Annotated in this window: 12 protein-coding genes; 7 read left to right on the top strand and 5 right to left on the bottom strand. The window is 51.6% G+C overall.

The features are described 5' to 3' along the window. Window positions 1–14 precede the first annotated feature (14 nt). From EJL04_RS11575 to EJL04_RS11560, 4 genes are all read left to right on the top strand, one after another. A complete protein-coding gene (locus tag EJL04_RS11575) occupies window positions 15–2,627 on the top strand; it encodes a calcium-translocating P-type ATPase, PMCA-type (protein ID WP_125105020.1) in 2,613 nt (870 codons plus the stop codon). Next, entirely contained in the window at window positions 2,615–3,223 is a 609-nt protein-coding gene (locus EJL04_RS11570) for an HAD family hydrolase (RefSeq protein ID WP_125105355.1), read from the top strand. Before EJL04_RS11575 ends, EJL04_RS11570 begins: the two co-directional genes overlap by 13 nt. Window positions 3,224–3,245: 22 nt before the next feature. Continuing rightward, window positions 3,246–4,184 carry a riboflavin biosynthesis protein RibF gene (gene ribF / locus EJL04_RS11565; protein ID WP_125105019.1) on the top strand — a complete coding sequence of 313 codons (939 nt, stop codon included), beginning with the start codon at window positions 3,246–3,248 and terminating at the stop codon, window positions 4,182–4,184. 73 nt (window positions 4,185–4,257) lie between these two features. Beyond that, window positions 4,258–5,064, top strand: a complete 807-nt coding sequence (locus tag EJL04_RS11560) for a CPBP family intramembrane glutamic endopeptidase (protein ID WP_125105018.1) — start codon at window positions 4,258–4,260, stop codon at window positions 5,062–5,064. An 881-nt stretch (window positions 5,065–5,945) separates the two neighbouring features. Here EJL04_RS11560 and EJL04_RS11555 read toward each other — a convergent pair. Further along, a complete protein-coding gene (locus tag EJL04_RS11555) occupies window positions 5,946–7,205 on the bottom strand; it encodes an ammonium transporter (RefSeq protein ID WP_125105017.1) in 1,260 nt (419 codons plus the stop codon). A 165-nt stretch (window positions 7,206–7,370) separates the two neighbouring features. Then, window positions 7,371–7,727: a P-II family nitrogen regulator gene (locus EJL04_RS11550; RefSeq protein ID WP_125105016.1), complete on the bottom strand. Its 357-nt coding sequence runs from the start codon at window positions 7,725–7,727 to the stop codon at window positions 7,371–7,373. Window positions 7,728–8,196: 469 nt separating this feature from the next. Here EJL04_RS11550 and dapF point away from each other — a divergent pair, with 469 nt between their 5' ends. The 3 genes from dapF to EJL04_RS11535 all read left to right on the top strand — a co-directional run bounded on the left by dapF (window position 8,197) and on the right by EJL04_RS11535 (window position 12,897). Next, the gene (dapF, locus tag EJL04_RS11545; protein WP_241209990.1) at window positions 8,197–9,039 is read left to right on the top strand and encodes a diaminopimelate epimerase; all 843 of its coding nucleotides are present in this window, start codon (window positions 8,197–8,199) and stop codon (window positions 9,037–9,039) included. Between the two features lie 151 nt (window positions 9,040–9,190). Beyond that, window positions 9,191–10,426 carry an LL-diaminopimelate aminotransferase gene (locus EJL04_RS11540; protein WP_125105014.1) on the top strand — a complete coding sequence of 412 codons (1,236 nt, stop codon included), beginning with the start codon at window positions 9,191–9,193 and terminating at the stop codon, window positions 10,424–10,426. Window positions 10,427–10,707: 281 nt separating this feature from the next. Then, complete coding sequence (locus EJL04_RS11535) at window positions 10,708–12,897, top strand: glutamine synthetase III family protein (protein WP_125105013.1); 2,190 nt, start codon at window positions 10,708–10,710, stop codon at window positions 12,895–12,897. A gap of 663 nt (window positions 12,898–13,560) precedes the next feature. Here the strand turns inward: EJL04_RS11535 and EJL04_RS11530 are convergent. From EJL04_RS11530 to EJL04_RS11520, 3 genes are all read right to left on the bottom strand, one after another. Continuing rightward, window positions 13,561–15,801 (bottom strand): cytochrome c biogenesis protein CcsA, encoded by a 2,241-nt coding sequence (locus EJL04_RS11530; protein WP_125105012.1) that lies wholly within the window; start codon window positions 15,799–15,801, stop codon window positions 13,561–13,563. 289 nt (window positions 15,802–16,090) lie between these two features. Further along, complete coding sequence (locus EJL04_RS11525) at window positions 16,091–17,800, bottom strand: di-heme oxidoredictase family protein (RefSeq protein WP_125105011.1); 1,710 nt, start codon at window positions 17,798–17,800, stop codon at window positions 16,091–16,093. Window positions 17,801–17,943: 143 nt separating this feature from the next. Further along, entirely contained in the window at window positions 17,944–19,203 is a 1,260-nt protein-coding gene (locus EJL04_RS11520; protein WP_082335192.1) for an imelysin family protein, read from the bottom strand. Between the last annotated feature and the right edge of the window lie 12 nt (window positions 19,204–19,215).

Raw genomic sequence — 19,215 nt, 5'->3', positions numbered from 1 at the left:
TTTATACGTCTTAAATGAGTAACGAATTTAACCCATTATTCACCAATCAGCCCGGGCTGACGGATAATGAAGTGGAAAAGAGCCGTTCGGCGCATGGCGAGAATGTGCTTACACCCCCGGAGAGGACACCCTTGTGGAAACTTTATCTTGAAAAATACAAGGATCCGATAATCAAAATCTTACTTTTTGCAGCTGTTATCTCGCTCGGTCTTGCCGTAATCGAGAACAACTACATTGAGTCTATCGGCATTATCCTTGCCATAATCCTTGCCACCACCATCGGCTTTTACTTCGAGATGGACGCGGCCAAGAAGTTTAATGTGCTTACGGCTCTAGGCGAGGAGTCGCCAGTAAAGGTGCGCCGCAACGGCAAGGTGGTGCAGGTGGCACGCAAGGACATTGTCGTGGGCGACATTGTTATAATAGAAGTCGGCGACGAGATACCTGCCGACGGAACGCTTATCGAGTCGACCGACCTGCAGATAGACGAGTCTTCGCTCACCGGCGAGCCGATAATAACAAAGCATGCCGACCCCGACAAGAACGACAAGGAGGCCACTTATCCCTCGTCGAAGGTGCTGCGCAGCACTATGGTGATGAACGGCCGCGGCGTGTATCAGGTTTCTGAGGTTGGCGATGCTACTGAAATAGGCAAGGTGGCACGCTCAAGTACGGAGATGACTTCGGTTAAGACTCCTCTGAACATGCAGCTCGACAAGCTTGCCAAGATGATAAGCAAGTTTGGTGTGGGCATATCAGTGGCAGCATTTGTGATATTCCTCGGCCGCGACATACTGACCGATCCGCACAACCTGTGGCATTCGGACAACTATCTCGGCATGGTGAAGGTGGTGCTCGAATACTTCATGATGGCCGTTACGCTCATTGTGATGTCTGTGCCCGAGGGCATGCCTATGGCCGTTACGCTCAGCTTGGCTCTCAACATGCGCCGCATGCTCAAGAACAACAACCTTGTGCGCAAGCTGCATGCCTGCGAGACAATGGGTGCCGTTACGGTGATATGCACCGACAAGACGGGTACGCTGACGCAAAACAAGATGCAGGTGGCCGACATGGCAATGTATGCCGACGACGCTGCTCTGTTTAACGAAGCCATAGCATACAACACAACCGCACATCTCGACGAAGAAGGCGGCAAGGGCATTGGTAACCCTACAGAAGTGGCCCTGCTGCTGTGGCTCGAGAAGAACAAGACTGACTATAAGGCATTGCGCCAGGCAGACAACATAGAGCATCAGCTGCCGTTCTCTACCGAACGCAAGTATATGGCAACCATAGTTAAACGCGGCTCTGAGCGAGTGCTCTTCGTGAAGGGTGCGCCCGAGATTGTTGCCAAGTTCTGCGACATAGACGACGCGCGCCGCAATGAGATACGCGAGCGCCTGACGGGATATCAGAACCAGGCCATGCGTACACTGGCGTTTGCATATAAGGTGCTCGGCAACGGCGAGGACATCGACACTGCCAAGCTGACGCCCGACGCTCACCTTACGTTCCAGGCCGTGGCAGCCATAAGCGACCCGATACGTCCCGACGTGCCCGCAGCCGTGAAGGAATGTATCGACGCAGGTATAACCGTTAAGATAGTAACCGGCGACACATCGGCCACTGCTATCGAGATAGCCCGCCAGATAGGCATCTGGGATGCCGATACGCCTGCCGAGGCTCAGATAACAGGTCCCGACTTTGCTGCTTTGAGCGACGATGAGGCTTTCAACCGTGTGATGAAGCTGAAGGTGATGAGCCGTGCAAGGCCGACCGACAAGCAGCGCCTTGTGAACCTGCTGCAGAAACACGACGCCGTGGTGGCCGTTACAGGCGACGGAACCAACGATGCCCCTGCGCTCAACCACGCCCATGTGGGCCTGTCGCTCGGTTCGGGAACGTCGGTTGCCAAGGAGGCCAGCGACATGACGCTGATAGACGACTCGTTCCGCAGCATTGTCAACGCCGTTATGTGGGGCCGCTCGCTCTACCGCAACATACAGCGCTTCCTGTTCTTCCAGCTCGTAGTAAACGTTACGGCTCTGCTGCTCGTGCTTTGCGGCTCAGTGATAGGAACAGAGATGCCGCTCACCGTTACACAGATATTGTGGGTGAACATCATAATGGACACCTTTGCCGCACTGGCTCTGGCATCTCTGCCGCCGTCGGAGGAGGTGATGAAGGAAAAACCGCGCAAGCGCACCGACTTTATCATCACACGCGGCATGGCCAAGGGCATCGTGTTCTGCGGCCTGGCATTCTTTGCCGTGCTGTTCGCATTGCTCCTGCACAGTCTGTCGAGCGGTGCCGACCTTCATATACATGAACTCTCGATATTCTTCACTACGTTCGTCATGCTGCAGTTCTGGAATCTGTTCAACGCCAAGTCGTTCGGCTCTAACCATTCGGCGTTCCACGACTTCAAGCACGACAACGGTCTGCTGCTCGTTCTGCTGTTCATCCTTGCAGGCCAGTGGCTCATCGTAACCTTCGGCGGCAAGATGTTCCGCACGGAACCGCTGTCGGCCATGGAATGGATAACCATAATCGGCGCAACATCCATAGTAATGTGGGTAGGTGAGATATGGCGCGGAATAAAGAGGCTGAGATGCAAGAAATAAAGAACATAATATTCGACTTCGGCGGCGTGCTTGTCAATCTTGACAAGCATCGCTGCATCGAGGCTTTCGACAAGATTGGAGCACACGAGATAGTAAGGTACGTTGACGAGTGCCGTCAGGAAGACCTGTTTCACGACCTTGAGGTGGGCAACACCGGCGTTGAAGAGTTCTGCAACGAGGTGAGACGCATCTGCACCGGCTTTAATGCTGACGATGCAGACATCTGTGAGGCATGGAACGCATTGCTGACAGGCATACCCCGCCAGCGGCTCGAGAAACTGGCAAGCCTCAGGGGGCGCTACCGCATGGTGCTGCTGAGCAACACCAACCCCATACACTGGCAGAAGGCCCTGGACGGCATGTTCAGGAATGACGGCATGGACGTTGACGACTATTTTGAGAAAACATATCTGTCGTACCGCATGCACATGCTGAAGCCCGACCCGCAGATATTCGGCAAGGTGCTCATGGACTCGGGCATGGCGGCCTACGAGACGTTGTTTATCGATGACTCGCCCGTAAACTGTGCTGCTGCCAGCCAGCTGGGCATGATGAGCCTTAACCTTACGGGCGACGAATGGCTCGACCGTGTGTGAAATAATAACCGTAAAGTAGCTTATGAGAACTATATTTACAGATACCGACAGCGCTGAGATGGCGCCCTGCGTGGCCACCATCGGATTTTTCGACGGCGTTCACCGCGGACACCGGTATCTCATAAAGTCTGTAACCGACTGCGCGGCGGCCAGCTCTGAACTGCAGTCGACGGTGATAACCTTCGACCGACATCCGCGCCAGGTGCTCAACATGGAATTTCAGCCCAAGCTGCTGTCTACGCTCGACGAGAAGCTGGCACTGCTGTCAAAGACTGGTGCCGACAACTGCGTAGTGCTCCACTTCGACCGCGAAATGGCTGCCATGACTGCCTACGACTTTATGCGCGACGTGCTGCGCGACCGCCTGAACGTAAGAAAACTCATCATGGGCTACGACAACCGCTTCGGCCACAGCCGCACAGAAGGCTTTGACGACTATGTGGGCTACGGCCGCGAGATAGGCATCGAGGTGGTGCGCGGCAATGCTTTCGTGCTCAACGGCGTCAACGTAAGCTCCTCGGTTATACGCACATTCCTTTCCGGAGGCGAGGCCGACATGGCTGCCATGTGCCTTGGCTATCCTTACTTCTTTTCAGGTAAGGTGAAGGGCGGCTACCGTGAGGGACGCAAACTGGGTTTTCCTACGGCCAACATTGAGGTGGACGATGCGCAGAAGCTGATACCCGAGCATGGCGTTTATGCCGTGAAAGTAAGGGTGGAGGGCTGCGACGGTCTGCTCAACGGCATGATGAACATCGGCACAAGGCCAACCTTTGACGGTCATGAAACCACGCTCGAGGTTAACATCTTCGACTTTGAGGAAGATATCTACGGCCGGCAGGTAGACGTGCTGTTCTATCACCGCCTGCGCGACGAGCAGAAGTTCTGCTCAATCAAAAAGCTCGTAGACCAGCTGTGGCTCGACCGCGAAGCTGCCGAAAAGATACTCGAAAGGGTGTGATTGCTAAGTGCGATGCGCCCATTCGCACATATTTTTCCTGTTAAAACATAGTTTTATCACATAAATTCAAGAAATGAAGAAAGCATTATTATATCTGTTTGCATTCATCTGCATACAGTATTTCGTGTCGTGGGCGGTGTTTGCCGTGTGGCTTCTCGCCGCCGGCCATTCCTCGTCAGACGTGCTCGCCGTGCTTAACGGTCAGAAGCTTGAGCTGATAACCGCCCCCATGCAGATACTTTCGTGCGCTGTTTACAGTGCCCTCACGCTTGCGCTGTTTGTCTGGCGCAAGTGGGCCGTGCTCTCGCCTGCCTATCTGCGTTCAGGCAAGTGGGGCATATTCTTCTGGAGCGGCATAGCCTCGCTCGGCACTCTGCTGCCTTCGGTGTGGCTTCAGAGCCTTATGCCTGACCTGGCCAACACGTCAGAAGAAACATTCCGCCAGCTCATGAGCAGCCAGTATGGCTATTTTGTGCTCTGCCTGCTGGTTCCGTTTGTTGAGGAGACCGTGTTCCGCGGCGCCATCCTCAAGTCGCTTCTCGGCTGCTTCTCGCGTCCGTGGGTGGCCATATTGATATCAGCCGCCGTGTTTGCCGTCATCCATCTAAATCCAGCCCAGATGCCCCATGCCTTCCTCATTGGTCTGTTGCTCGGCTGGATGTATTACCGCACGGGGAGCATCCTGCCCGGTGTGGCCGTCCATTGGGTCAACAACACCGTGGTGTACGTCTTGTGCACGCTGTTCCCGCATATAGCCTCGATGAGCAGTCTCGACGGGCTTTTCGGCGGCAATCAGAAGAGTGTGGTGCTGTCGCTCATATTCTCTATGTTCATATTCCTGCCCGCTATCTATCAGCTCAACATGAGGATGAAAAAGTAAAGAAAACTGATAATTTCCGTCCGTTTGACGCTCCCAGAATGGCGATGCCGGCGGCAAAGCCGTAAGTCGGCGCAAAAAACGCGAAAAATTGCACATTTTGTCATGTGCCTTATTATCAGTGCTTTACGCCGTCTCTATGATGCAAGTGCAATAGTTAAAATATATTACTATGCCGTTTATGGTGCAAAAGTGGCCGCTTTACATATCGTAAGGCGGTCACTTTTGCTTCAGAAATGCACTTTTTTGCCCATAAAATCTTTCTTCAGACATCATTTTACGAGTTTAATAGTGAATAGATGTTAATGGGTGCAGGCTTTTTATCTGTAAAATTTAACATCTGTTGTACTTTGTGATTCTAGAACGGAAAATATTTTTGTCATAAGTTTTTACTGCCTCCAAATTGTCCATGACAGTCTGCTTTAGTCATCTCAAATAGCGCATAATCTTGATCTGTCGTTGCTCTGCATATAGTTTTGTCCGGCAGTGGCATTTGTGCATTCTGTTGGTATTTGTCGCTTCTTTTATGTCGTCAACCATCTGCTCTTTTCATGTGGACAGCCATGCCTGTGGCGGAAGCTGGCAGTTGAGGCTATATGTAGGGTTAAACCGATGGATAATGCTTACTTCTTGGTTATAATTATAAAAAAAGAGCCGTGCGCATCTGTGCGCAGCGGCTCTTTTCGTCAACAAAAGATATTATGCAACCGATGTCGCATCGTTAAATAATAATGATACACTAATACTCTATTGTTCGTGGTCAACAAGGTTGGCTGGCTGTTAGCAGGTCTTTTAGTAAGGAATATATGATTATCCCATTCCTCTGAACGGGACAGATCATAATTCCTGCGCATCATTTATCCTGAAAAACATTCATCTTTTTATCAGTTATATGCCGATTCGCCGTGCTCGTAGATGTCGAGGCCCTCTTCCTCTACACGTTTGTCTACACGCAGTCCGGCAATCTTCTTTATTGCATAGAACATCAGGCAACCTGAGGCGGCAGCCCAGGCGTCTATGCATATAATGCCCATGCACTGGGCCCCAAGCAAACTCAAGTCTCCGCTGTACATCAGTCCTCCGTCAACGGCTAGCAGTCCTGTCATCAGCGTGCCCAATATGCCGCATACGCCATGCACGGAGCTTGCGCCCACGGGGTCGTCTATGTGGAGCCTGGTGTCTATAAATTCAATGGCAAATACAAGTACGGTTCCGCATACAAGGCCTATGACTACTGCACCTGCAGGCGACACAATGTCGCATCCGGCTGTTATGCCCACAAGTCCTGCCAGTATGCCGTTAAGCGTAAGCGAGAACGAAGGCTTGCCGTATTTAATCCAGCTTACGCACATAGTGGCTATGCCTCCGGCTACGGCTGCAAGGTTTGTCGTGAGAAAAACGTGAGATACCGCCGTGCGGTCGGCCGCTGTGGCTACGGCAAGCTGCGAGCCGGGGTTGAATCCGAACCATCCGAACCACAGGATGAACACCCCGAGGGCTGCCAGCGTAAGGTTGTGTCCCGGTATGGCCTTGCTTTTGTTGTTCTTGTCGTATTTTCCTATGCGCGGTCCGAGGATGAATGCCCCTGTGAAAGCCAATACACCTCCTACGGAATGCACTACGGCAGACCCGGCAAAGTCGTGGAAAGTATGTCCGAAAGTACGCATCATGAAGGAGTCTCCGCTGCCGTCCATGAGCCATCCTCCTCCCCATGTCCAGTGGCCTTCTACCGGATAAATTATTAGTGAGATTAGAATTGAATAAATAACGTACATGCTGAACTTCGTGCGCTCTGCCATTGCTCCTGACACTATCGTTGCTGATGTTGCGCAGAACACCGTCTGAAACATAAGAAAGCCCTCGGTGGGCAGTCCGGCCGGGTGAGTGTAGAACGAAAGGTCGCAGAAGTTTGGCGCTCCGATGAAGCCTTCGCCACCGCTGCCGAACATGAAGCCAAAGCCGACGAACCAGAACAGCAATGAGCCGACCATGAAGTCGACAAAGTTCTTGAACAATATGTTCACTGTGTTCTTGCTCCTGGTGAATCCTGCCTCGCAGAAGGCAAATCCAGGCTGCATGAAGAATACGAGCATTGCGGCAAGGAGCATCCATACCGTATTTAATCCTATTGTCAAATCTGTCATAATCCTAAAAACTTTAAATGCAAATAACTTTACCTTGATAAACATTCCTGTCATGCCGTCGTTGGCAGGAATGTCTTATTATATGTAACAAAATACCACTTTTGGTCTAGATGAAGATATTGTTGTCATTAACGGCATAGACGGCTTTTGCCGAAGAAGCAGCAGCTATTTCTCCTGCTCCGCATTATATAGGGCGATGTCTCCCTGCTCGCCTGTGCGTATGCGTATGGCATTTTCAATTGGTATCACGAATATCCTTCCGTCGCCAATCTCTCCTGTGTATGCAGCCTTCTGTATTGCTGCAACCGTCTTTTCGACATTCTTTTCTCTTACCACTATGCTGATTAGAGTGCGTTCTATGCAGCTCGTGTCATACATTACGCCGCGATAGATACGTGCCTGGCGCGTTTTTCCTTCGCCCCTTACGTCATAGTAAGAAAACCATTCAATGTCTGCCGCAAGCAAAGCCTCCTTCACTTCCTCAAATTTTGTCTTGCGGATAATTGCTTCAATTTTCTTCATGATTAGTTGCTTTTTGATAATTAATAATGGTTTTATCTTTTCGTTTTGTAATTTATGTCTGCAAAATTATGTCAATATGTGCGTAAATGCAAATGTATTATGTCGTTATGTTTGTTGGAATGTAATTTTTCTTTTAAAATGTAATCAAAATAAAGTTTTATTGTTATAAATTGTAAGTATAATAGTTTTATATAGAACAAAATGTAGTAAGAATGACGCCGTGATGAAAATTGTTGAATTATTATATATGGATATCGGCTCGAGTGATAATTGTTAATTTATATGGTTATATATGTTTTAATCTATTATTAAATTGATGTATTTGAGAGTTAAATGTAATTTTTAATTTAAAGTTGTGTAATAATTCGACAAAAATAGGAAAATGTTTCACAAGATGTTGTAAATTTGCATTGAAAATCATGCAAAAAGAAAACATTAACGTGAAAAGATAATCATAATGACACCAACAATGATTAGATTTACGAAGATGCACGGAGCCGGGAATGATTATATTTATGTTAATACGTTGCTGTATAATATTCCTTCTCCTGTTGAGGCTGCCATAAAGTGGAGTTCGCGCCATAAGGGCATAGGCAGCGACGGACTGGTGCTGATAGGGCGCCCTGTGTCTGCCGATGCCGATTTTTCCATGCGCATATTCAATGCCGACGGTTCTGAAGCAATGATGTGCGGCAATGCCTCAAGGTGCATTGGAAAGTATCTTTATGAAAAAGGCATGACGTCGAGTCGTACTATACGCCTCGAAACTCTTTCAGGAATAAAGACTCTGAACCTGCATGTCTGCGGACAGAAGGTTGACAGCGTAACCGTAGATATGCTTGAGCCGCGCTTTGATGTGGCCGGACAGTTTGTGCCTAGGACAGACGCCGAGGCGGGAGGCATGCTTGAAGCCGGCGGAAAACTCTTTAAAGGCATGTTTGTGTCGATGGGTAATCCGCATTTCGTGATATTCACTGACGCTGAAGGCCTTGCCGACGTAGAGACCTACGGGCGCTTGCTGGAGCATCACGAGGCTTTCCCTGCACGCTGTAATATAGAGTTTGCCCATCTCGTTGAGAAAGACACGCTGCGTACAAGGGTGTGGGAGCGTGGAAGCGGCATAACGATGGCATGCGGCACCGGGGCATGTGCCACGGCTGTTGCGGCGGCAAAGCTCGGAGTGGCAGGCTGCAGCAGTAAGGTCGTGATGGACGGAGGCACGCTCGAAATTGAATGGAAAGAAACTGACAATCATGTTTATCTTACTGGCGGTGCCGAATTTGTGTTTGACGGCGAGATACTGCTTCCTTGATAAGGTCTGCGGATATAAGCATAAATCAGATAAGGTGAGTTTTTAAGGCAAAAGATTGTATCAGGAATTTTTAGAAACAGGCAGAGGCCGGAATTAAGAACAAACGCAACATAGAAAAGAAAATAACTTAAACATCAATAAAAAAATAAATATGGCATTAATAAACGAACATTATCTAAAACTGACAAAAAACTATCTGTTTGCCGACATTGCGAAAAAGGTGAACGCCTTTAAGGTGTCGCATCAGAAGGCCAATGTGATAAGCCTTGGCATCGGCGACGTTACGCGTCCGCTGTGTCCTGCTGTTATCAAGGCCATGCACAAGGCCGTTGAAGAGATGAGCACCAGGGAAGGCTTTCACGGATACGGTCCTGAACAGGGATACATGTTCCTGCGTGAGGCTATCGTGAAGAACGACTATCTTTCGCGCGGCATACATATCGACCCGAGTGAGGTGTTCGTCAACGACGGTGCAAAGAGCGACACGGGCAACATTGGCGAGCTGGTGCGCTGGGACAACAACTTCGGCGTTACCGATCCGGTATATCCCGTATATGTCGACTCAAACGTGATGTGCGGCAGGGCTGGTGCGCTTGTTGACGGCAAGTGGAGCAACGTTACCTACATACCATGCACGGAAGAGAACAACTTTGTGCCACAGATACCCGACCAGCGTGTCGACATAATATACCTGTGTTATCCGAACAACCCTACGGGAACCGTTATAACGAAGGAAGAACTGCGCAAGTGGGTGAACTATGCGCTGAAAAACGACACTCTGATATTCTATGACGCTGCATACGAGGCTTATATTCAGGACGACGACATTCCCCATTCGATCTATGAGATAAAAGGGGCGCGCAAGGTTGCGATAGAGTTCAGAAGCTTCTCGAAGACGGCAGGATTCACCGGCGTTAGATGCGGCTATACGGTTGTGCCCAAGGAACTTACGGCTGCCAGCATAGACGGCAAGGAGCGCTATCCGCTGAATCCGATGTGGTATCGCAGGCAGTGCACCAAGTTTAACGGCACAAGCTATATAAGCCAGCGCGCAGCCGAGGCAATATATACCCCCGAGGGCAAGGAGCAGGTAAGGGAGACTATAAAATACTATATGGACAACGCCAAGATAATGCGCGAGACGCTGACATCTTTAGGACTGAAGGTGTATGGCGGCGTAAACGCTCCGTATCTCTGGGTGAAGACTCCGGGCAACATTGACAGCTGGAAGTTCTTTGAGCAGATGCTCTATGGAGCGCAGGTGGTATGCACGCCGGGCGTAGGCTTCGGGCCGAGCGGCGAAGGCTTCGTAAGGCTTACAGCCTTCGGTGAGCGTGAAGACTGCAAGGAGGCCATGCGCCGCATAAGTCTGTGGATGCAGAAGTAGAATGCGGCAGGACGCCGGGCCGTAAGGTTTCTGCTTGACGGGCGTAAGTACACACCGGGCGACGTGGCGTCAATGACATGTGGGTGAGTGGTGGCGTGTGGCGCATGCTATGCCAATTTAAGTCTGCGAAAGACTTACTTTGTATTATAAATTGTGCTATGAATGTAAAAAAAAGCAACATTTATCTCATAAAAAGGTGTCATAATGAAATTTAGCATTATCTTTGCATATGTTTTCAGATAAAGAATAGGCATAAGTATAATAAATAAAACTTTTTAACAATGACAAACTTAAGATTTCAGGTTGTTGAAGAGGCTTTCAAGAAAAAGCCGCTGGAAGTAATGGTTCCGCTGGAACGCCCGTCAGAATACTTCGGCAAGTATGTCTTCAATAGGGCAAAGATGTATAAGTACCTGCCTGCAGATGTATATGACAAGCTCATTGATGTCATTGACAACGGTTCGCGACTCGACCGCTCTATAGCCGATGCAGTGGCTGCCGGCATGAAGCAGTGGGCCGAGGAGAACGGCGTTACACACTACACTCACTGGTTTCAGCCGCTTACAGAAGGCACTGCCGAGAAGCACGACGCCTTCATAGAGCACGACGGCAAGGGCGGCATGATAGAGGAGTTCTCGGGCAAGCTGCTCGTACAGCAGGAGCCTGACGCAAGCTCGTTCCCCAACGGCGGTATCAGAAACACCTTCGAGGCACGCGGATATTCAGCCTGGGATCCCACATCACCCGTGTTCATCATGGACGACACGCTGTGTATTCCTACTATCTTCATCTCTTACACCGGCGAGGCTCTCGACTACAAGGCTCCGCTGCTGCGTGCCCTTCACGCTGTGAACACTGCCGCAACTGAGGTTTGTCATTATTTCGATCAGAGAGTAAAAAAGGTTACATGCAACCTTGGATGGGAGCAGGAGTATTTCCTCGTTGACGAGGGACTCTACAGCGCACGTCCCGACCTGATGCTTACAGGACGCACCCTGATGGGCCACGACTCTGCCAAGAACCAGCAGATGGACGACCACTACTTCGGCACCATCCCCGACCGCGTACAGGCCTTCATGAAAGACCTTGAGGTGCAGGCTCTCGAGCTGTCGATCCCCTGTAAGACACGCCATAACGAGGTTGCCCCCAACCAGTTTGAGATAGCTCCTATATTCGAGGAGACCAACCTGGCCATCGACCACAACATGCTGCTCATGTCGCTCATGAAGAAAGTGGCACGCAAGCACGGCTTCCGCGTACTGCTGCATGAGAAGCCCTTCGCAGGCATCAACGGTTCGGGCAAGCACAACAACTGGAGCTTGTCTACCGACACCGGCGTGCTGCTGCATGCACCGGGCAAGACCCCTGAAGACAACCTGCGCTTCGTTACCTTCATCGTTGAGACTCTCATGGGCGTATACAGACACAACGGACTGCTCAAGGCTTCTATCATGAGCGCAACCAACGCCCATCGTCTGGGAGCCAATGAGGCACCTCCGGCAATCATATCTTCGTTCCTCGGCAAGCAGCTGTCAGAACTGCTCGACCATATAGAGAACAGCAACAGCAAGGACCTGTTCAACGTGGCAGGCAAGCAGGGCATGACGCTCGACATACCTGAGATACCCGAACTGCTCATAGACAACACCGACCGCAACCGTACAAGTCCGTTTGCCTTTACAGGTAACCGCTTCGAGTTCCGTGCCGTGGGCAGCGAGGCCAACTGTGCTTCGGCCATGATAGCCCTCAACACTGCCGTGGCTGAGGCTCTGACCGACTTCAAGAAGCGCGTTGACGCCCTCATCGAGAAGGGACAAGACCAGACAAGCGCCATCATCGACGTGCTGCGTGAGGACATCAAGACCTGCAAGCCCATACGCTTCGACGGAAACGGATATTCTGACGAGTGGGTTGAGGAGGCAAAGCGCCGCGGACTCGACTGCGAGACAAGCTGTCCGCTTATCTTCGACAACTACCTGAGCAAGGAGTCGATAAAGATGTTTGAAGACATGAACGTGATGAGCGAGAAAGAGCTTGCTGCCCGCAACGAGGTTAAATGGGACACATACACCAAGCGCATACAGATTGAGGCACGTGTAATGGGCGACCTGTCGATGAACCACATCATACCTGTGGCAACCCACTATCAGAGCCAGCTGGCCAAGAACGTTCAGAACATGCTGCAGATATTCTCTAAGGAGAAGGTTGAGAAGCTCTGTTCGCGCAACATCAAGATTATTGAGGAGATTGCCGAGCGCACGCAGATAATAGAGAACGGTGTTGACGAGCTTATCAACGCGCGCAAGGTGGCCAACAAGATTGAGAGCGAGCGCGAGAAAGCCATAGCATATCACGACACGGTGGCTCCAAAGATGGAGGAGATACGCTACCACATAGACAAGCTCGAGCTTATCGTTGCCGACGAGCTCTGGACTCTGCCTAAGTATCGTGAGCTGCTCTTCATAAGATAATAGCCAGACATTATCAATATAAAGACTGACGGCAGTGGGGCTGATGTGCCCCGTGTGTGCCGCCGAACATATAATTTTAACGTGACAATCTATTTCTTTTATTGATTGTTTTAAGTTAACTGACGGGAAGTCTCTGTGAAGAGGCCTCCCGTTTTATTTTGTGTCTTATCATGTTTTCCGCCCTGCTCATGGGCTTTGTTGCGTGGTAAAAACTTATGACAAAAATATTTTCCGTTTTGGAAAATTAAAATACAACGGATGTTAATTTTATTGGATAAAAATGTTGCATGGTTAACATACATTTACTTTTATCATACTATTAAAGGAATAAAAGCATGGTTTTTTGAGTCTGAAAGCATGCTTTACGGACGAAAAGTGGGCATGTTTTGCAGCGTAAGTGGCCCACTTTTGCACCGTAAACGGCAGAGTAATATTTTTTAACCATTGCAGTTTTGTCTCTTCGTAAGCATAAAGTGCTGATAATAAGGAAGATGACAAAACAGCAATGTTTTTCGTGTTTTTTGCGCCAAACTATGGCTTTGCCACGGGCATCGCTGTTCTGAGAGCGTCAAACGGACGGAATTTATCCGATTTTTTTACAAAACGACAGTCCGGGCAGCATTGCCTTTTGCTGCCCTTGAGTGCATCGGCTCTGTCCCGGCGTCATGCATACGAGTGCATTCCGCCGAGAAAATAGTTCACGCCGAAGTATGTCATCAGTATTGTGGCAAAGGCTGCCACCATAAACACGTGCCACGGCATGGGCCTGCGCATCATCGGGAGCGATGTCCCGTGTGCAGCCGCGGCATACACCATGAAGGTTATCAGCGCCCACACCTCCTTGGCGTCCCAGCTCCAGTAGGTGCCCCACGACACGTTGGCCCACACCGCGCCTACGAATATGCCCACGGCCAGGGCCGCCATGGCAGGATAGTAGAACAGCTGCGACAGGGCGCGCAGGGCTGCAAGCTGAGCGGCGAGCCCCTCTGCACGGCTGCCCCTCATGGCGCGCAGCAGCAGGGCCGTGATGCCGCAGATGAAGGTGAGCGAGAGCAGGGCGAAGGCCGTCATTATCACCGATACGTGGATGCTGAGCAGGGGCGACTGCAGCACCGGCATGATGTGGGTTATCTGCGGATCCATCTGGCTTATGTGCGACACGAGCAGGAAGAAGCCCGACATGATGAAGCCGAAGGTGAGCACTATGGCGAAACGGCGGCACAGCAGCAGCGACGCGGCCATGATTATCCATGCCATGAGCAGCATCGTCTCGTAGCCGTTTGCCATGGGTGCGGTGCCCCTTATCAGCCAGCGCAGAGCCACGCAGAGAGTGAGCGCCGCGAAAGAAAGCAGCATGACAGCTACTGCAATTTTCATTAGCATGCTGCCGCGCAAGGTGCGCCTTGTGGGGCGTGTCATAAGCCAGAGAACGGCAAACAGCGTGGCGAAGCCCATGCCGAGGTTGAGCATGAAGAGAATGGTGGCAAAGGGCACGGCGTTATACAGCCGTTCGGCCCGCGTCTGCATGTCCGAAGGCAGCGAGCTGCCGCCGTTCTTGTGCTGATAGCGCAGCATCTTGTCGGCAATGTTGCCCACAGAAGCCATGTTGCCGGCCAGCGCCTCCTGATATATCAGCGAAAATACGTTCTGCATATACTGTCTGTCGGCCGGGGCTACGGCAGAGTCGGGCATGATGTCTGTTGGGGCATACCATGTGGTGTTGCCGTTGACGGTATACGGAAACACCTTCAGCAGCTTGCCGCGCCGCAGGTCCATCACGAGCTGTATGCGCGCGTCTACGTCGGCCACCTGGCGGTGAAACTCGTCGTCGTGCCCGTTGTAGTATTCGTTCAGGTAGGGGCCAATGATGTATCCGCCCATCATGTCGTTGAAGAAGGTGTTTATGGTGCAGTGGCGGGGCAGCTGCAGCCTGTCGCGCAGGGCGCCGCCCTTCAGTCGGAGCAGCGGCTCGCGGCTCCACTCGTCGGGCCACATAACGAAGCCCATCAGCACCTGTTCTACCGTGTAGCCGCCGTAGCTTGCGCTTCCGCACAGCTTCTTCGTGAAGTCTATGGCGAGAGTCTGCAGCGGGCATACGCGGTTGTTGTAGAGAACATACAGCCGTCCGAACTTGTCGGCCGTCTCCTTGGGCAGCGTCGTTGCGCCGTGAGCCATGAACGTAGTGGCGACAAGCAGCGCAAAGGTCATCATTCCCTTTCTCACGATGTCGCTGCGCAGCAGGCGGCGGTAAGGCCCCTTGGGGTCGATGAGCATCCACACCATTGCAATAAAGAGCAGGGCGTAGCCGCAGTAGGTTACGGGTATGCCCCATGGGTCGCGGTTGACCGATAACACGCTGCCGCACATGTCGGGGGAGTAAGACATCTGATAGAGCCTTACAGACTTGTAGCTGAATATGTTGTTCATCGACACAAGTGCCTCTGTGGTCTTGTCGCCGTCGGTAACGGTGAGCCTTGTTACATAGTCGGCCACGGCTTTTGTGCCGTCGTGATAGTGTATGTCGAACGACTTCAGCCTTAGCTTGAACGGCAGCGTGTGCCGTATGTCGCCGTCTTTCGTGCTGACCACATACGTGTCGGTTGTCTCGCCGAGCCGTAGTCTGACCGTGCCTTGCGATGCCGACACGTGGGTGAGCAGGGCGCCGAGCAGTATCACGACGAACGAGCCGTGGAGCAGCAGCACCGACGCGCGCCTTATGCGCCTCTTCACGATATACGCCACGCCTGTTGCTGCCAGCAGTGCCCACATGACGGCAAACCACCATGAGCCGTATATGGCGTCGGCAACATAGTCGCTGCCCATGTATTTCTCTGTTATCGTGGCCGCAGCCATTATCGTTATGATGCTCACGTAAAGAGCAAGGAGGGAACGGGAAAGGGTCATGTGCTTTTAGGAGTTAAAGGAGTTAGAAGTAGTTATCGCCAACAAGTTGGCTAGGAGTTAAAGTCAATAGTCTTGCTGTTTCTTTTCAACCACTACGCATTTGGATTTTTCACTTTTGTAAGACGGGAGTTTAGAGTAGTTAAAGGAGTTAAAGTCAATAGCCTTGCTCTTTAGAAGTTAAGCAAAAATATTTATTGAATTACTTATTCACAATATTCAAAAGGAGTAAAGCCACAAGACATATGACTTTAACTCCTTTAACTACTCTAACTCCTTTAACTACAAAAAATCATATCGCCTGCAGGAACTTCACCACGGCGTCGCGGTCGGCCTTGCTGAGGTTATAGAACTTTGCTGCCGAGGCGTATGCGTCGCTCTCCTTGCTGTAGGCATGCCACATTATGGCCTCTATCTCGTTGCGTGCGCGGCAGTCGTGCAGACGGTCTTGTGCGCCGGTGTTAATCAGCGACAGACCGCGGCCCCACAGCGGTGTGGTGCGGCACCATGAGCCGTGAATGTCGTTGATCATGTGCAGACGGTGTTGCACGAAGTCAGAGTAAGGATAAATCTTCTGGCGAGGATACTTAGGCAGCGGCTTGCCCTTTATCACGTCGGGCGTCCAGTAGTTGTCGTCGCCCGTTGTCCACGACGGACGGTGGCATGTGGCGCAGCCAATCTCCATAAACAGCTTCTTGCCGCGCTGCACATCAGGGTCGTTGAGGTTGCGGGCGCGAGGTATGGCCAGTCCGCGGTGCCACACCATGAAGGCGTAGAAGTTGTCGTTGCTCATCTCCGGCTCAAAGTTGTGCCACTGGTTGTCAAACTGGTTGGTGCTTGGTGACAGCAGATTCTTCACGGCGTCGGCAATGCCGCTGTCAGTTCCGTCGGCATAATACGGCGACGTAGGGTCGCTCTTTATCGCAGCAATCACATCCTGATTCTTCGACATCGCCAAGGCCCATGCGTCGGTGGTGTAGAGCTTCGGGCGGTCAGGACGGCTCACGTTCGGAATGTTCCACATGGCGTTGGCTCCTGCGCCGTCCTGCAGGCTGGCACGTGTCAGCGCATAGGTGTAGCGCTTTATCATCCCCGTGACGGGAGTGCCGTCGGCCAGCGCGCCCGGCGAAGTCCAGTTGGTGTAGTAGGCCGTAGATGCCCAGTCGTTGGCGGCCTTGTCCCACATGGCAGGGTTAAGCTCTATGTATTTAGCCTCCTCCTGATACTGCTTCTTGAGCGAGTCCTCGGGTATGGCGTCAATGAGGCCCGTGCCCATTATGCCTATCGTCGACTCCAGGCGCACGGCAATGTTGGTAGGCTTCGGGTCGGTGTTGAACGCATCCTGCGAAATGGTCACTTCGGGATATATGAGCTGATATTTCTCGCCGTCGGGAAACTCCGTTGCCGACAGTCCGCTCGGCATCGTACCTTCCACGGTTTTCCATGTCATGCTGATTTTGTCCTCGTCAATGGGCGGAAGAAACGGTGACACGGCCTGTGTCTGCGGCATGCCCGTTACCTCGCTGATGTAGGGGCCGTCGTTGCTGTTGGCTCCGTCTTCGGGATGATATATCACGAGCAGGTAGCCGTTGCCGAAGCCAGCCTTATATGACTCCTGCCTCTTGCCGTGACCGTAGCCCGGATGGCAGTCGATGCACGACTTTCTGACCGATGCCGGCCCTAGGCCGTTGAACGGCGGAGTGCTCGTGTTGAAGTTGCGCTCAAAGAGCACCTCACCGAGATGAAATTCACTTAGCAGTCCCATTTCGTCTACTATAGGGGCGTCGTCTTCATAGCAGCCCGCGCCTACGTTTTCGGTAGTGCCGAGCTTGCCGCCCGGATACCACTCGTCGGCCGAGAAGTTGCCCACATCCTGTCCCACATACTCAATGTCGCCCGTGTTCTCCGGCAGACGCTCATCGTCAGTGCAGGCCTGAAACGACAGACAGGCACACGCCGCGAGAGCGGCAACATGACAGTTTCTGATATTTATAAATTTCATAATATGCTGTTTTAAGATTATTTTGTCTTTGCTTTCTTTATCGGTTCAGCGATTGCTCTTGCCTTTCAGGCGTAAAGTTACGTCACGCAGACCGTGTGAAGGCTTGCCGTGGCATAACTTCTAATAACCTTTAAAAAGTATTGTCAGTTGGCTGCAATCCATGTTGATGCTGCCGTCAGGCTTGCATCGAGCGCTTCTATGGCAGCTATGGCGTCGGCCACACACTGAGCTTTGGGATTGTCAACAAAGGCAGTGCCGCTGTTCTGGCATGCCGTAAGTTTATCGAGAGAGTTCTTTATGTTTGTCTCAACCGTGGCGGCAAGTTCCGGGTTATACTTTTTCAAGTACGCCATGATCGACTTGCTTTCGTTGCGGTTGCCTTCAACGCCGCCGTATATGCTGTTCTCTATGCTTATGATGTTGTCGTAGAAGTCATAGAAGGAGCGCTTGCTGTAGGGCGACTCAATGTAGTTGGGGTCTTCGCCGCTGTAGGCAAGTCCCATCTTCTGTGAGTACACTTCCTTTGCAATATTCTCGCATCCGCTCAGCAGGATGGTACTTGCCACCTCGCGCCACATGGCATAAGTGCTTCCGGCCTGACCGGCGTTGAGCATGTTTGTGCCGTAAGAGTTGTTGCCGCTGCCCACGGTGCAAGGCAGTTCACACTCGTCTACGACACGTGTGCGCTGCTCTTCGGGTGCGTCGGCGTTCCATGATACGTTGAGCTGATAGCAGCGGTCGCGTAGATCGCCGGCAACGGCTGTGGCATAAATCAGTTCTTCAAGACCTGTAACGTTTGTTGCCACCTTAACAAAATCAGGGTCGTCTTCAACGCCGCGCAGCTTCTCTATCTTGCGGTTGGCGCCGTCGCGGAAGATGATAAACTCAATGCCGTGGAATCCCAGCAGCTCCTGTCCCAGCTTGTTGGCTGCATAGGATATGCCGTCTTCGCCGTCCATGTTGGCCACTTTGTCGGTGTTCTTCAGCTCTGTGGCCAGTCCTTCCAGGTCGAGCGGCCATGTGTCGATGTGCGGATCGATGCCGAAGTCGGTTGCTGCGCCGAACAGGAATGCCTCGCTCTTTTCCCAATAGGCGCGCGCACTCAGGAATGTGGCGCAGATGTTGTCAATCTCTGTCTGCGTAACCGAGTTCGGGTCTGTCTTAAACTTCTCCTTAACGGCATACAGCTGTTCGTAAAGGCTGTTTGTCTCGGCAGCCAGACTTCCGTAGGTTGAATATACAACGTCGTTCACATACACGCCTGCCGCCTCTTTCAGAAAGGCTTCTTTCTCTGTCAACGCACTGCCGTCGTTGATGTCGTCATCGTCGCTGCATGACGAAAAACCAAACATTACTGCTGCTCCGAGCATGAGTGCAAGGGGCAATTTAAAGATTTTTTCCATAGCTTACTTTGT

Source organism: Prevotella marseillensis (assembly GCF_900625065.1).
In the GTDB taxonomy this organism is placed as follows: Bacteria; Bacteroidota; Bacteroidia; order Bacteroidales; family Bacteroidaceae; genus Prevotella; species Prevotella rara.
Note: the sequence above shows the minus strand (reverse complement) of the source record. Positions and strands in the feature narration are given on the sequence as shown.